Source organism: Leclercia sp. Colony189 (genome assembly GCF_009740165.1).
Taxonomy (GTDB): domain Bacteria; phylum Pseudomonadota; class Gammaproteobacteria; order Enterobacterales; family Enterobacteriaceae; genus Enterobacter.
Map to the genome: position 1 here is coordinate 3,219,589 of NZ_CP046557.1, position 13,620 is coordinate 3,233,208.

At 56.8% G+C, this 13,620-nt stretch carries 12 protein-coding genes; 5 read left to right on the plus strand and 7 right to left on the minus strand.

All coding sequences use genetic code 11. From position 1 onward, the window contains the following. Positions 1-81: 81 nt before the first annotated feature. The 5 genes from GNG29_RS15400 to fruB all read right to left on the minus strand — a co-directional run bounded on the left by GNG29_RS15400 (position 82) and on the right by fruB (position 6,001). Positions 82-1,017, minus strand: coding sequence for a pseudouridine-5'-phosphate glycosidase (locus tag GNG29_RS15400; RefSeq protein WP_156654909.1), 936 nt, complete (start codon positions 1,015-1,017; stop codon positions 82-84). Further along, complete coding sequence (locus GNG29_RS15405) at positions 1,010-1,945, minus strand: pseudouridine kinase (RefSeq protein ID WP_103180348.1); 936 nt, start codon at positions 1,943-1,945, stop codon at positions 1,010-1,012. The genes GNG29_RS15400 and GNG29_RS15405 overlap by 8 nt, the downstream gene beginning before the upstream one ends. Before the next feature lie 276 nt (positions 1,946-2,221). Next, the gene (gene fruA, locus GNG29_RS15410) at positions 2,222-3,916 is read right to left on the minus strand and encodes a PTS fructose transporter subunit IIBC (RefSeq protein WP_156654911.1); all 1,695 of its coding nucleotides are present in this window, start codon (positions 3,914-3,916) and stop codon (positions 2,222-2,224) included. Between the two features lie 16 nt (positions 3,917-3,932). Beyond that, positions 3,933-4,871 (minus strand): 1-phosphofructokinase, encoded by a 939-nt coding sequence (gene fruK / locus GNG29_RS15415; protein ID WP_103180352.1) that lies wholly within the window; start codon positions 4,869-4,871, stop codon positions 3,933-3,935. Beyond that, positions 4,871-6,001, minus strand: a complete 1,131-nt coding sequence (gene fruB, locus GNG29_RS15420) for a fused PTS fructose transporter subunit IIA/HPr protein (RefSeq protein ID WP_156654912.1) — start codon at positions 5,999-6,001, stop codon at positions 4,871-4,873. The genes fruK and fruB overlap by 1 nt, the downstream gene beginning before the upstream one ends. A gap of 357 nt (positions 6,002-6,358) precedes the next feature. Here fruB and setB point away from each other — a divergent pair, with 357 nt between their 5' ends. Beyond that, complete coding sequence (gene setB, locus GNG29_RS15425) at positions 6,359-7,540, plus strand: sugar efflux transporter SetB (RefSeq protein ID WP_103180355.1); 1,182 nt, start codon at positions 6,359-6,361, stop codon at positions 7,538-7,540. Here the strand turns inward: setB and GNG29_RS15430 are convergent. Beyond that, positions 7,537-7,791, minus strand: coding sequence for a YkgJ family cysteine cluster protein (locus GNG29_RS15430; RefSeq protein WP_103180356.1), 255 nt, complete (start codon positions 7,789-7,791; stop codon positions 7,537-7,539). The two genes, setB and GNG29_RS15430, sit on opposite strands and share 4 nt — an antisense overlap. A 163-nt stretch (positions 7,792-7,954) precedes the next feature. Between GNG29_RS15430 and yeiP the strand changes: the two genes are divergently transcribed. Continuing rightward, positions 7,955-8,527: an elongation factor P-like protein YeiP gene (yeiP, locus tag GNG29_RS15435; protein WP_014884579.1), complete on the plus strand. Its 573-nt coding sequence runs from the start codon at positions 7,955-7,957 to the stop codon at positions 8,525-8,527. A gap of 126 nt (positions 8,528-8,653) precedes the next feature. Here yeiP and uxuA read toward each other — a convergent pair whose 3' ends face one another. Beyond that, entirely contained in the window at positions 8,654-9,844 is a 1,191-nt protein-coding gene (gene uxuA, locus GNG29_RS15440; protein ID WP_103180357.1) for a mannonate dehydratase, read from the minus strand. Positions 9,845-10,049: 205 nt separating this feature from the next. Here uxuA and GNG29_RS15445 point away from each other — a divergent pair, with 205 nt between their 5' ends. The 3 genes from GNG29_RS15445 (at position 10,050) to GNG29_RS15455 (ending at position 13,385) form a co-directional block, all read left to right on the plus strand. Further along, a complete protein-coding gene (locus tag GNG29_RS15445) occupies positions 10,050-11,516 on the plus strand; it encodes a mannitol dehydrogenase family protein (RefSeq protein ID WP_156654914.1) in 1,467 nt (488 codons plus the stop codon). 123 nt (positions 11,517-11,639) lie between these two features. After that, on the plus strand, positions 11,640-12,626 hold the full coding sequence (locus tag GNG29_RS15450) for a GTP-binding protein (RefSeq protein ID WP_156654916.1): 987 nt from the start codon (positions 11,640-11,642) through the stop codon (positions 12,624-12,626). 27 nt (positions 12,627-12,653) lie between these two features. Continuing rightward, a complete protein-coding gene (locus tag GNG29_RS15455) occupies positions 12,654-13,385 on the plus strand; it encodes a phosphatase PAP2 family protein (protein WP_103180362.1) in 732 nt (243 codons plus the stop codon). Positions 13,386-13,620: the final 235 nt, after the last annotated feature.

Here is a 13,620-nt window from a genome sequence, read left to right on the forward strand (position 1 = left end):
CTTACCTGAAAACCCGGCGACTGGCCGGGTATCCGTGATTCCACTGTGAAGACAGGCGACGGCAAACTGCCTGTGAAAAGATTACGCGATGCGCTGGTACGCTTTCGCGATGTCGCAGGCCAGACGGGCGTTGTTAAAGACCAGCTGGATATTGGATTTCAGGCTGTCGCCGCCGGTTAATTCCGCCACGCGGGCCAGCAGGAACGGCGTGCTGGCTTTGCCGGTCACACCCTGCTCTTCCGCTTCTTTCACCGCCTGATCGATCGCGGCGTTGATGGTCTCTTCAGGCATCGCAAACTGTTCCGGGATAGGATTCGCCACCACCAGGCCGCCGTTAAGGCCGGTCTGCCATTTCACCGCCATTGCGCGCGCGATGGCTTCAGCGCTGTCGAGACGGTTGCTGACCTCAAACGGGCTGGTGCGACAGAAAAAGGCAGGCAGGGACTGGGTCTGATAGCCAATTAACGGTACACCGTTGGTTTCCAGATATTCGGTGGTTAACCCGAGGTCGAGAATAGATTTCGCCCCGGCGCAAACCACGGCGACATTGGTTTTCGCCAGCTCCTGTAAATCCGCAGAAATATCAAATGTGTGTTCCGCACCGCGGTGTACACCGCCAATTCCGCCGGTAGCAAAGACCTTAATCCCGGCCATTGCCGCAATAATCATGGTGGAGGCAACCGTGGTCGCGCCATTAATTCCTGCGGCAACCACAAAAGGTAAATCCCGGCGGCTGACTTTGGTCACCGCATGGCCTTCACGGCCTAACAGTTCAATTTCTTCTTTGCTGAGCCCCACTTTCATTACGCCACGAATAATGGCGATAGTGGCGGGAATAACCCCCTGCTGGCGGATCGCATCTTCAACTTCCAGCGCCGTCTGGGCATTTTGCGGGAAAGGCATGCCGTGAGAAATAATGGTGGATTCAAGGGCCACAACTGGCTTGTTATTATTTAAAGCGTCCTGAACCTCAGGAGAAATTTGCAGGAACTCAGCAGATAATTTTAATTCAGACATGTTCTCTCTCCATTAATGCGTTAACATTTTCAGCCGATAAGTCGGGGTTATTGGTATATACGGAAGCGAGCGCCAGCGACGAGCAGCCCTGGGCAAAACGAACGGAATGGGCAAATGTGGCTCCTTCCAGCCAGCAGAAGGCGAGCCCCGCCATCATCGCGTCCCCCGCGCCGGTGACATTGACAAGCCGGGTTTTAAACGGGGCTGACCAGCCGCTTTCGCCCCCTTTCTCGCTGTAATAAACGCCGTCGCCGCCCATGCTTAATACCAGCCGGAACAGGCCGTGCTGGTGAAACCAGGCCGCGACTTTCGGGGCATCCGCCGCGCAGGAGAGCGGGATGCCGCTCAGGGTTTCGGCTTCAATCCGGTTGGGCTTCAGCGTGTGGATATGGCCCAGCCAGTCGCGCACTTTGTTGCATTTCCAGGCCGAGACGGGGTCAACGAATACCGGTGCCTGGCCTGCATTTTCAAATATCCAGCCCAGCGCAGATTCACTGAGATTACAGTCCACCACCACCGCGTTTGCCGCACGCAGAAAGGCCAGGTGGTGGGCCAGATAGTCCGGATTGATGTAGTCAGAAATAGCCATATCATTAATGGCTACCAGCATTTCGCCGGTATTATCCAGCAAGGATAAATAACTGGAGGTGCCTTCGCCCGCGATCACCTGACATTTTTCCACCTGTACGCCAGCGGCCTGGGTTTGTGATAGCAGCGACTGACCGTAAAAGTCATCGCCGACCGCCGAAAGTAGCCAGACATTTTTTCCCAACAGCGCAAGGTTTTGCGCAATATTCCGCCCAACGCCGCCGGGGGTAAATTTAATTTTCCCTGGGTTAGAGTCCGCATAATTAAGCGAGGCGTGTGAATACCCCGCAACATCCATATTCGCAGAACCAATAACAGCAATATAATCCTTTTCACGCATAGAACATCCTCTGGCACGCCGGCCATCGCAATGATAATTAAGCGAGTGAGTGACTTTTAATTCTATTAGAGCACATGTTTATACACGAACACGTGTTTATAGTATGCGCAGGAAGGGTAAAGTAAAGCGGTGGAAAAAAGGGTGTGAAATGGTTATGAACAGAATCACAATTTTTTGTAGAGAGAGTTTTGCTGTCTACAAAAAACTGCGAACAGTAGCACGATAAAAAGCAAAAAAAGGGCAGAGTCGCCTCTGCCCTTTTCGGATGAAGAAAGATTATACTGCTTTTGCGGCAACCGCTTCAGCTTCCGGGCGTTTCAGCACCGCGTAAGAGAGGCCCGCTACCAGGGTACCGGCGATAATCGCAAACAGGTAACCCAGCACTGGCGTAATGGCGCCCGGGATCAGCAGAACAAACAGACCGCCGTGCGGCGCCATCAGTTTCGCGCCAATCGCCATGGAGATAGCGCCGGTCACCGCGCCACCGACGATACAGCATGGCAGAACGCGCATTGGGTCACGGGCAGCGAACGGAATTGCCCCTTCAGTGATAAAGCACAGGCCCAGTACCAGCGCCGCTTTACCGCCTTCCTGCTGCGCCTTGTCGAACTTACGACGGGCAACGATAGTCGCCAGGCCCAGCGCCAGCGGAGGCACCATACCCGCCGCCATAATGGCAGCCATTGGCGCATAGGTCTGGGTACTCAGCAGGCCGACACCGAAGGCGTAAGATGCTTTGTTCACCGGACCACCCATATCGGTACACATCATCGCACCGAGGATTGCACCCAGCAGGACCGCATTGGCGGTGCCCATGGTTTGCAGCCAGTGGGTCAGGCCTTCGAGGATACCCGCAACCGGTTTACCGATCAGGTAGATCATCGCCAGGCCAACCACCAGGCTGGAGATCAGCGGAATGATCAGGATCGGTTTCAGGGCTTCCATGCTCTGCGGCAGTTTCAGCTTCGAGCTAATCAGCTTCGCCATGTAGCCTGCGAGGAAGCCCGCGATGATCCCGCCGATAAAGCCAGAGCCGGTGCTCACAGCCAGCATACCGCCGATCAGACCTGGAGTCAGACCCGGACGGTCAGCAATAGAGAACGCAATGTAACCCGCCAGGACCGGCACCATCAGCGCGAACGCCGAGCCGCCGCCAATCTGCATCAGCGCCGCCGCCAGGGTACCCGGCTCTTTAAAGGCTTCGATACCAAAGGCGAAGGAGAGCGCGATACAGAGACCGCCCGCCACCACCATCGGCAGCATATAGGAGACGCCCGTCAGCAGGTGACGATACGCGCCAGCGGACTCTTTTTTGCCTTCAGAAGCCGTAGACGCAGTGTTGCCCGCAGGCTGGAACGGTTTCGCTTCGGCCTGGGCTTTATCCAGCTCTTGCGCGGTTTTCTTCAGCGCCAGACCGGTGGAGGTGCGGTACATCGGCTTACCGGCAAACTTCGCCAGATCCACTTCGATATCTGCCGCCACAATCACCAGATCCGCAGCCGCCACCTCTTCCGGGGTGATCGCATTACCTGCGCCCACGGAGCCGCGGGTTTCAACTTTTACCCACCAGCCGCGTTTTTTGGCTTCAGTTTCAATGGCTTCAGCCGCCATAAAGGTGTGCGCTACGCCGGTTGGGCAGGCGGTAACCGCCACCACGCGTTTCGGACCCGCAGCAACAGCCGTCTCCGCCGCTGCGACAGGTGCGGTATAGAGTGCCGCATGGCCTTTCGCTTCGCTCAGGAACAGTTCCGGGTGTGCAACGGCGCGGTTGATATCGCCCAGCCACACTTTTTTGCCGTTCAGCGAACTGTCGGCGGGGATTTTGTCGCCGAGAACGATAACCAGTTCGGCATCGCCCGGGTTGTCGATGAAATCAAGGTGTGCTTTATGTCCCGCCGAACCGAGCAGGGTTTTCGCCATATAGGCGCGCGCCTGTCCGAGTGCAGAGTCAATAATCAGCAGCGTTTTCATTATGCCTCTCCTGCTGTCAGTTAAAGGGTTTTAAGTCAACGCGCGCCATCATCGCGGCCAACTGGGTACGATCGGTAATACCGACATTGCTCTGGCTGACGGCCAGGGCTGCAACGGCGGTGGCAAGACGTAAAGTATGTTCACTGGATTCGCGCATCAGCAGGCCATAAATCAGCCCGCCAACCATCGAGTCGCCGGCACCAACGGTGCTGACCACTTCCATCGACGGCGGTTTCGCTATCCATTCGCCGGAGGCATTAACCCACAGCGCGCCCTCTGCCCCCAGGGAGATGACCACATGAGCGATACCCTGCTCACGCAGCGCATGGGCGGCTTCAATCACATCCTTTAATTCTGGCAGCTTACGGCCTGCCCAGATCTCAAGTTCGCGACGATTAGGTTTCACCAGCCACGGTGCGGCTTTCAGACCGGCCACCAGCGCATCGCGGCTGCTGTCAAAGATGATGCACGGGCACTGGCTGCGCAGACGCGTCATCCAGTCGGTAAAGGCTTCCGGGCTGACGCCGGACGGCAGACTGCCGCTGACGCAGACCATGTCGAACTGACCCAGCCAGCTCAGGGAGTCATTCACAAAACGTTCCCAGTCCGCCTGGGTCACTTCAAAACCGGAGAAGTTCAGATCGGTGACTTCGCCATCTTTCTCGGTCAGCTTCACGTTGATGCGGGTACGCCCCTGCACCACCTGGAAACGGTTGGCGATCCCCAGCTCGCTGAACAGCTGCTGGAAACCATCCTGGTTATCTTTGCCGAGGAAACCGCCGACGGTGACGTCGATACCCAGATCCTTCAGCACTTTGGCAACGTTAATCCCTTTACCTGCCGCGTGCAGGCCAGTGGTACGCACGAGGTTGACTTCGCCGCGTTCAATTTCCGGGCAAAAGCCCACGAGGTCGTAAGCCGGGTTCAGCGTAATAGTGGCAACACGTCTGCTCATTATGCGCCCTCCCCCAGACCCGCCGCGATGGCTTCGCCAATCGCTTTCAGCGCCTGTTCAGCATCCGCACCCTGCGCGGTGAAGCGCAGGCGATGCCCTTTCTTCACGCCCAGCGCGACGACTTTCATCAGGCTACGGCCGTTGGCCGGTTTACCGCTGCCGTCGAGGTTGGTGACGGTCACGTCGCTGTTGAACTGCTTAATGGTATTGACCAGCATGGTGCCAGGACGGGCATGCAGGCCGTGTTCGTTGCGCACGACAAACTCGGCGCTCAGCAGTTCATCGGTGATCACATCATCGCTGGTCAGCAGCGCCAGCAGGGTCGCAGCATCCGCTTTCAGCAGTTGTTCAGCTTTTTTGTTCAGCAGCAGATCGCTAAGGCGCTTCAGCACCTCAACCGGCTGTTCATCGGCCATGGCGACGGTCACCAGCATCGCCGTGGTTTCGCCGGCGGTATCGAATGCGGTTGTTGCACGGCTGACGGCGATAGCGCTGCGCAGGTTGCCTTCAGCACAGTCGTTCAGCCAGACGCCCTGACCGAGATTCAGCGGTTTATCGTTAATGGCGTGGGCCACGAAGGCGGTATCCACCGCACCGGCCTCTTTCAGGCGACCGGCGTTCAGCGCCTGCAGGGTCACCAGATCGGAGGCGGCTACGTCGAGCGTCAGCGTCTCGTTATCCAGCTTCAGGGCTTCGCTCTGCTTTTCACCCATCAGCAGGGCGCGCAGCTCTTCGGCGGTGGTGGCGGATTTCAGCTGTTCAGCCACGGCGTCGTCGCTCAGGACGTGCGTCAGCTGACGCAGCAGACCGAGGTGTTCGTCGCTGCTGGCGGCGATGCCGATGGCAACATAGGCTACCTGGCCTTCACCCCAGAGCACGCCCTGCGGGAACTGATAGACCTGAACGCCGGTTTTCAGCACCTGATCGCGGGTATCGGTGGTGCCATGCGGAATGGCGATGCCATTGCCAAGGAAAGTAGAGGTCTGCTGCTCACGCGCCAGCATGCCGTCAACGTAGCCGCTAGCGACATTGCCCGCCTCTACCAGCGCGGCAGCAATCTGCCGGATAGCCTCTTCTTTAGTGCCGGCCTGTTCGCCGGGATGAATGTCCTGCACGGATAACTGGAACATGGTTCTCCACTCCTGCTGAAATTGAATCGTTTCAGCTTAAATGTGAAAAAAGGCGCCAATCCGTTTGGGTTAGGTAAACCAATTAGCGCTGAAACGTTTCAAGAAGTCTTGCGCTTTCCAGGCATCCTTGCAAGTAAAGCCGCATTTCAGCTTGCAGAATTTAGAGTTACAGCACATTTTTGCTTCAGGCCGCTGCCTTCAGGGGTGAACAGCCGTTCGGCTTCAGCAACTTCAGCAAGCGCAGCGACGGACTGAAAACACGTTTTGATTTTTTGTGGGGTAACTGGCGAGGATATCTGTCTATTTTATGACAAGCGGCGTAAACTCCGCGTCTCTTCATATCACTGATATAGAAACATGCACACCACTCCCGCAGCCGCCTCACCCAAGCCATTTGATTTGACCTCATCGGCGTTTTTGATTGTTGCTTTCCTTACCGGCATTGCCGGCGCGTTACAGACCCCGACGCTGAGCCTGTTCCTCACCAACGAGGTGCATGCCCGCCCGGCCATGGTGGGGTTCTTCTTCACTGGCAGCGCCATTATCGGCATCCTGGTCAGTCAGTTCCTGGCCGGTCGCTCAGATAAGCGGGGCGATCGCAAATCCTTGATCGTCTTCTGCTGTCTGCTGGGTGTCCTGGCCTGCCTGCTGTTCGCCTGGAACCGTAACTACTTTGTGTTGCTGTTTGTCGGCGTATTCCTTAGCAGCTTTGGCTCTACCGCCAACCCGCAGCTGTTTGCCTTAGCCCGCGAACATGCCGACCATACCGGTCGCGAGGCGGTGATGTTCAGCTCGATCCTGCGTGCCCAGGTGTCGCTGGCCTGGGTCGTGGGGCCGCCAGTGGCCTATGCGCTGGCGATGGGCTTTGGCTTCCCGGTGATGTATATCAGCGCCGCCGTGGCGTTTGTGGTCTGCGGCGCGATGGTCTGGTTTTTCCTGCCGACGATGCGCAAGGAGCCGAAGCTGGCAACCGGGGTGCTGGAGTCGCCGCGCCGCAACCGTCGCGACGCCCTGCTGCTCTTTACCATCTGCACGTTAATGTGGGGCACCAACAGCCTCTATATCATTAACATGCCGCTGTTTATCATTAATGAGCTGCATCTCTCCGAGAAGCTGGCGGGAGTAATGATGGGAACCGCTGCCGGGCTGGAGATCCCGACGATGCTGATTGCGGGCTACTACGCAAAACGCTTCGGTAAGCGCTTCCTGATGCGCGTTGCCGCCGTTGCCGGTTTGCTGTTTTACGTCGGGATGCTCACCGCGCACACGCCGGTAGTGTTACTCGGGTTACAGCTGCTGAACGCCATCTATATTGGCATTCTCGCCGGGATCGGCATGCTCTATTTTCAGGATCTGATGCCGGGTCAGGCTGGCGCGGCCACCACGCTTTATACCAACACTACCCGCGTCGGCTGGATCATCGCAGGCTCCGTGGCGGGCGTCGTGGCCGAGATCTGGAGTTATCACGCGGTATTCTGGATTGCGCTGGGGATGTGCATCCTCACCACGCTCTGCCTGACGCGCATTAAGGATATTTAAGGCGCGGTAAGCGTCTCGAGTTCGAGCAGCCAGGTCATGGCCTGGCCGCGCGTATCGCCGCACATCTCCCGCGACGGCTGCAGGCCAGCACACACTTTCGGGCGCGAGCTCGAGCCGAAAATTTTGCAGCGCTGTTGCGCGTCCAGCTGCACGCAGGGGGTATTGGCAGGCTTGCCGTTGGGCATCCCGGGAATGGGGCTGGTGATGGAGGGGGCGGTGCAACATGCTCCGCAGTCCGGACGGCAATCCATATTCGTACTTTACCTGAAAGAAAGCCGCTCCCGCGGGCGTGACGGGCACAGTAACACCTTTTACGTATTGATAGCAAAAGCCACGAAATCCACTTGCCTGAAATGCCGCGCGCGAGTACTTTGACGCGATATTTTTGACCTTCCCGTTAACAGGATTACTGCAATGCCAAGAGCGAACGAAATTAAGAAAGGTATGGTGCTGAATTACAACGGCAAATTGCTGATTGTAAAAGACATCGATATTCAGGCACCCAGCGCCCGTGGCGCAGCAACGCTGTACAAAATGCGTTTCGCCGATGTACGTACCGGTCTGAAAGTTGAAGAGCGTTTCAAAGGCGACGATATCGTGGATACCGTTACCCTGACCCGTCGCTATGTCGATTTCTCGTATGTTGATGGCAACGAATACGTCTTTATGGATAAAGAAGACTACACGCCATACATCTTCACCAAAGATCAGATTGAAGAAGAGCTGCTGTTTATTCCGGAAGGCGGCATGCCCGACATGCAGGTTCTGACCTGGGATGGCGTTCTGCTGGCGCTGGAGCTGCCGCAGACCGTCGATCTGGAGATCGTGGAAACCGCACCGGGCATTAAAGGCGCATCCGCGTCTGCACGTAACAAACCGGCGACCCTGACCACCGGTCTGGTTGTGCAGGTGCCGGAATACCTCTCCGCAGGCGAGAAAATTCGTATCCATATCGAAGAAAAACGCTATATGGGTCGTGCTGACTAAGTGCGGGCTGTTTTGCCCGGTGGCGCTACGCTTACCGGGCCTACAAAAAAACCGGCCATTGAGCCGGTTTTTTTGTGTCTGCTTTTGTAGGCCGGGTAAGGCGAAGCCGCCACCCGGCAATACCGGTTAAAGAAGCTCAGGATATTTGGTCATCTTCAGCGCCAGCTCCACGCCGCGCACTTCCGCCATCCCTTTCAGACGGCCAATGGCCGAATAACCCGGGTTGGTTTTCTTACGCAGATCGTCCAGCATCTGATGCCCGTGATCCGGACGGAATGGAATAGGACGCAGATCTCCCGCCTGCTTACGGCGCTTCTCTTCACGGAGAATGGCATCCACGACTGCCACCATATTCACGTCACCGCCGAGGTGCGCCGCTTCGTGGAAGGTCTTCGGATTCTCTTCCCGGCAGGTTGCCCGCAGGTGGGTAAAGTGAATGCGGTCGCCAAAGGTTTCAATCATCTGCACCAGGTCGTTGTCGGCCCGCACGCCGTAGGAGCCGGTACACATGGTGAAGCCGTTGCTGATGCTGTCGACCGTCTCTTTCAGCCACTGCATATCCTCAATGGTGGAGACGATACGCGGCAGGCCCAGGATAGGACGCGGTGGATCGTCCGGGTGAACGGCCAGACGCACACCCACCTCTTCCGCTACCGGCACAATAGCGCGCAGGAAGACGGCCATATTTTCCCGCAGCTGGGCTTTGTCGATGTTGCCATACTCCGCCAGGCGCGCGCGGAACTGGTCGAGGGTGTAGCCCTCTTCCGCCCCCGGCAGACCAGCGATGATATTGCGGGTCAGCTTTTCGATATCCGCTTCGCTTGCCGCATCGAACCACGCCTGCGCCTGCTGCTGCTCTTCTGCAGTGTAGTCAGCCGCTGCGCCTTCACGCTTCAGGATGTGCAGCTCGAACGCGGCAAAGGCGATCTGGTCAAAACGCAGCGCCTTTGAACCATCCGGCAGCTGATATTCGAGGTCGGTACGCGTCCAGTCAAGGATGGGCATAAAGTTGTAGCACACGGTATCAATGCCGCAGGCCGCGAGGTTGCGAATGCTCTGCTGGTAGTTGGCGATCCAGGTCTGATAGTCGCCGGAGTGGGTTTTAATCTCTTCGTGAACCGGAATACTCTCCACTACCGACCAGGTGAGTCCTTTTTCGGCCAGCAGCGCCTGACGCGCTTTGATCTCTTCTACCGGCCACACCTGACCGTTAGGAATATGGTGCAGCGCGGTGACAACGCCCGTTGCGCCAGCCTGACGCACGTCATCAAGCGAAACAGGATCATTGGGTCCGTACCAACGCCAGGTTTGTTCCATCGATTCACCCTCTAAAGTTGTTATACCAATATTTCGTCATGTGATGACGACTACCATACATGCATGCGGAAACAGGTCAACTCGCCTCGCAATATTGATTGATCCATCTCACAGTTCCCGGATATTTACGGCTTACCAATTCAATTTGCTGTCATATAACTTTACACTCACCTTGTTAATTAATGGTTAATCAGGTGTTTATTTCATGAAGACAATTGCCACCACCGCGCTACCCGCTCACGTGTTGCAGCCGCAGTACGATCGCCAGGCGTTACGCTCCCGTATCGTCCATTTCGGCTTTGGCGCCTTTCATCGCGCCCATCAGGCCCTCCTGACCGACCGGGTGCTCAACGCCAAAGGCGGCAACTGGGGGATCTGTGAGATTAGCCTGTTTAGCGGCGATACGCTGATGAGCCAGCTGCGCGCGCAGGATCATCTCTTTACGGTGCTGGAAAAAGGCGCCGACGGAAATCAACCGATTATCGTCGGGGCGGTACATGAATGCCTGAACGCTAAACTCGATTCGCTGGCGGCCATTATTGAGAAGTTTTGCGAGCCGCAGGTAGCGATCGTCTCCCTGACCATCACGGAAAAGGGTTACTGCATCGATCCGGCCACCGGCAAGCTGGATACCCGCAACGAGCGTATTATTCACGATCTGGAGTACCCGGATGCGCCGCACTCGGCGCCGGGTATCCTGGTCGAAGCCCTGCACCGCCGCCGCGAGCGCGGCCTGGCGCCGTTCAGCGTGCTTTCCTGCGATAACATTCCGGACAACGGCCACGTGGTGAAAAATGCGGTGCTGGGGATGGCCCACAAGCGCTCGCCAGAGCTGGCGGAGTGGATCGCCGCCAACGTCAGCTTCCCGGGCACGATGGTGGACAGGATCGTACCCGCCGCCACCGACGACTCCCTTGCGGAAATCGCCCGCGAAGTGGGCGTCGAGGATCCGTGCGCCATTAGCTGCGAGCCGTTTATTCAGTGGGTGATCGAAGATAACTTTGTTGCCGGCCGCCCGGAGTGGGAAGTGGCCGGAGTACAGATGGTGCAGGACGTCCTCCCCTGGGAGCAGATGAAGCTGCGCATGCTCAACGGCAGCCACTCTTTCCTCGCTTATCTCGGCTATCTGGCCGGTTTCGCCCATATTAATGACTGCATGGCCGACAGCGCGCTGCGTGACGCCGCCCGTCGTCTGATGCTTAACGAACAGGCGACGACGCTGCGCATCACCGGGGTGGATCTGATCGCCTACGCCGACAGCCTGATTGATCGCTTCGCCAACCCGGCACTGCAACACCGCACCTGGCAGATTGCGATGGATGGCAGCCAGAAACTGCCGCAGCGAATGCTGGAGAGTATCCGCCTCCACCTTCAGCGTGACACCGCCTGGCCACTGCTGGCGCTGGGAGTCGCCGGGTGGATGCGCTACGTCAGCGGCGTGGATGATGCGGGCAATGCCATTGACGTGCGCGATCCGCTAAGCGATAAAATTCGCGCCATCATCGAGACCAGCAGCGAGGAGGAGCGCGTGACCGCCCTGCTGGCGCTGAATGAAATTTTTGGCCACGACCTGCCTCAGGAACCCCGGTTCGTGGAGGCCATCACCCAGGCTTACCAGCGTATCAGCCAGTCGGGCGCGCGCCAGGCGATTATCGACACGCTGTCGCTTTAACCTTTATTGCGCTTAAGGCGAGCGGGAAGTCTTCCGTTCGCCCTTCCCCTTCCCAATGCTGTTCTTTTCCGCCAGGATTATTGATAATTGTTATAGCATTACATTTATCACCCTGGAGCACCTGTGACTAAAACCAACCTCATTACCGGTTTTCTCGGCAGCGGGAAAACCACGTCAATACTGCACCTGCTGGCCAATAAAGATCCTGACGAAAAGTGGGCCGTGCTGGTCAATGAATTTGGCGAGATCGGCATTGATGGCGCGTTGATGGCCGATAACGGGGCGCTGATAAAGGAGATCCCAGGGGGATGCATGTGCTGTGTCAACGGCCTGCCGATGCAGGTGGGGCTGAATACCCTGCTGCGACAGGGCAAGCCCGACCGGCTCTTGATTGAACCTACCGGGCTCGGTCACCCAAAGCAGATCCTCGACCTGCTGACCGCCCCGGTCTATGAGCCGTGGATCGATTTACGCGCCACCCTGTGCCTGCTCGATCCCCGTCAGCTGCTGGACGAAAAGTTTGTCCAGAACGAGAATTTCCGCGATCAGCTGGCCGCCGCCGACATCATCATTGCCAATAAAGAGGACCGCGCCACCCCGGAAAGCCGCGCTGCGCTGGAACTCTGGTGGCAGCACTTTGGCGGCGAGCGTCAGATTGCGCACACCACCCAGGGAAGTGTGGACAATGCCCTGCTCGACCTGCCGCGGCGTAATCTTGCTGAATTGCCCGCCAGCGCAGCCCATTCCCACAGCCACGGCGAAAAACAGGGTCTGGCGGCACTGAGTCTGCCTGCGCACCAGCGCTGGCGTCGCAGCCTGAACAGCGGCCAGGGGCATCAGGCCTGTGGCTGGGTCTTTGACGCCGACACCTGCTTCGATACCATCGGTTTACTGGAGTGGGCGCGGCTTGCCCCGGTTGAACGGGTGAAAGGGGTAATGCGTACCCCCGATGGGCTGGTACGGATTAATCGTCAGGGGGAAGATTTCTTCATCGAAACGCAGGGCGTGGCGCCGCCGGACAGCCGAATAGAGTTAATTAGTGCGGTTAACACCGACTGGAATGCCTTACAGTCGAGCTTGTTGAAGCTTCGTTTAAGTTCGGGGAACTAACGTTGCCCTGATTGAATTACTTACGGCGTGATGATGAAAACCCGACTTTTCCCCATTTTATTGCTTAATGTCGCCGGTGTGGCGCTCTTTTTATCCTGGTATCTGCCGGTCAACCACGGTTTCTGGTTCCCGCTGGATAGCGGCATATTCCACTTCTTTAACCGGCAGCTGGGAGAGAGCCGCGCCTTCCTGTGGCTGGTGGCGATCACCAATAACCGTGCCTTTGACGGCTGCTCGCTGCTGGCGATGGGTTATCTGATGCTGACGTTCTGGCGAAAAGAGAGTCCCGCCGGGCGTCGCCGTATTCTGATGATCGGCCTGGTGATGCTACTGACCGCGGTGGTGCTGAACCAGCTGGCGCAGGCCTTAATACCGGTGAAACGCTCAAGTCCGACGCTATTTTTCCCGGATATTTATCGCGTCAGTGAATTGCTGCATATTTCCACAAAAGATGCCTCTAAAGACAGTTTCCCAGGCGATCACGGAATGATGCTGCTTATTTTCAGCGCTTTTATGTGGCGTTATTTCGGGCATAAGACTTTCGCATTAGCCCTGATTATTTTTGTGGTTTTCGCATTCCCTCGGGTAATGATCGGTGCGCACTGGTTCACTGATATTGCCGTCGGGTCGCTTTCGGTGGCGTTGATTGGTCTTCCGTGGTGCCTGATGACCCCATTGAGTGAGCGTTTAATCGCCTTCTTTAATCGTTATCTGCCCGGCAATAAAACAAATTCGAAACAAGTTACTAACAGAAATTAACAATAACCATCAGGGATCATTACCGATCCCTGATAGATTTCCCCCTCGATTTCAGCGCCTTTGTCATCTTCCTGTCACATTAATCACGTTAGAAATTAATGCGTTGTACAGAACTTAACCTAAATTACCCTGCCCGACCACTCTCCTGTCAACGTACTTTTACTATCACAATTACTTATAAAAAAAGTGCGTATTTTTACTCGCATTACCCGCCTCAATCAGGTAATCTCAGACT

What these genes read in the sequence shown, in the direction of transcription:
- GNG29_RS15400 (WP_156654909.1), bottom strand. Translation starts at nt 1,017, where the DNA reads ATGTCTGAATTAAAATTATCTGCTGAGTTCCTGCAAATTTCTCCTGAG.
- GNG29_RS15405 (WP_103180348.1), bottom strand. Translation starts at nt 1,945, where the DNA reads ATGCGTGAAAAGGATTATATTGCTGTTATTGGTTCTGCGAATATGGAT.
- fruA (WP_156654911.1), bottom strand. Translation starts at nt 3,916, where the DNA reads ATGAAAACGCTGCTGATTATTGACTCTGCACTCGGACAGGCGCGCGCC.
- fruK (WP_103180352.1), bottom strand. Translation starts at nt 4,871, where the DNA reads ATGAGCAGACGTGTTGCCACTATTACGCTGAACCCGGCTTACGACCTC.
- fruB (WP_156654912.1), bottom strand. Translation starts at nt 6,001, where the DNA reads ATGTTCCAGTTATCCGTGCAGGACATTCATCCCGGCGAACAGGCCGGC.
- setB (WP_103180355.1), top strand. Translation starts at nt 6,359, where the DNA reads ATGCACACCACTCCCGCAGCCGCCTCACCCAAGCCATTTGATTTGACC.
- GNG29_RS15430 (WP_103180356.1), bottom strand. Translation starts at nt 7,791, where the DNA reads ATGGATTGCCGTCCGGACTGCGGAGCATGTTGCACCGCCCCCTCCATC.
- yeiP (WP_014884579.1), top strand. Translation starts at nt 7,955, where the DNA reads ATGCCAAGAGCGAACGAAATTAAGAAAGGTATGGTGCTGAATTACAAC.
- uxuA (WP_103180357.1), bottom strand. Translation starts at nt 9,844, where the DNA reads ATGGAACAAACCTGGCGTTGGTACGGACCCAATGATCCTGTTTCGCTT.
- GNG29_RS15445 (WP_156654914.1), top strand. Translation starts at nt 10,050, where the DNA reads ATGAAGACAATTGCCACCACCGCGCTACCCGCTCACGTGTTGCAGCCG.